Origin of the sequence: Streptomyces sp. NRRL B-3229 (genome assembly GCF_000719505.1) — a bacterium.
Classification (GTDB): domain Bacteria; phylum Actinomycetota; class Actinomycetes; order Streptomycetales; family Streptomycetaceae; genus Streptomyces; species Streptomyces griseorubiginosus.
In genome coordinates, this window is record NZ_JOGP01000112.1 from 1 (window position 1) to 697 (window position 697).

Here is a 697-nt window from a genome sequence, read left to right on the forward strand (position 1 = left end):
GGGGGTGCTGCTCGGGGAGTGGGCCGACGGTTCGTCTGTCGGCTGGCCGGGTGGTCTGGTGGTGGACCGTTTCGAGGCGCAGGTCGCCGCGACACCGGATGCCGTGGCGGTCGTGTCCGGTGACGTGCGGATGTCGTATGCCGAGGTGGAGGAGCGGGCCAACCGCATCGCCCACCATCTGATCGCCGCCGGTGCCGGGGCGGACAGCCTGGTGGGTGTGTGCCTTCAGCGCGGCCCGGAGCTGGTGCCGGTGCTGCTGGGTATCTGGAAGGCGGGCGCGGCTTATCTTCCGCTGGATCCGACTCTGCCGGCCGAACGTCTCGCCTTCATCCTGGCCGACACCAAGGCTTCGGTGGTGGTGACTCAGTCGGTGCTGTCGGAGCTGCTCGGTGACTTTGCGGGGACCCGTGTCGTCGTCGACTCGGAGGCGGCGGCGCTCGCGGACCGTCCCTTCCTCGCGGACCGTCCCTTCACCGCCCCGGTGCGGGTGTCGGATCCGGCGCAGTTGGCCTACGTCATCTACACCTCCGGCTCCACCGGCCGCCCCAAGGGCGTGATGATCCACCATGCCGGTCTGGCCAACTACCTCGCCTGGACGGTGCAGTCGTACGCCTCGCACGGCGACGGCGGTGCCCCGCTGTTCTCGTCGATCTCCTTCGACCTGGGCATCCCCGACCTGTTCACCCCGCTCATCTGC

1 protein-coding gene is annotated in these 697 nt (G+C 69.6%); it reads left to right on the forward strand.

The genetic code is table 11. The features are described 5' to 3' along the window. Positions 1–697: AMP-binding protein (locus tag IF54_RS40225; protein ID WP_037821252.1), on the forward strand; the 697-nt coding region annotated here is incomplete at both ends.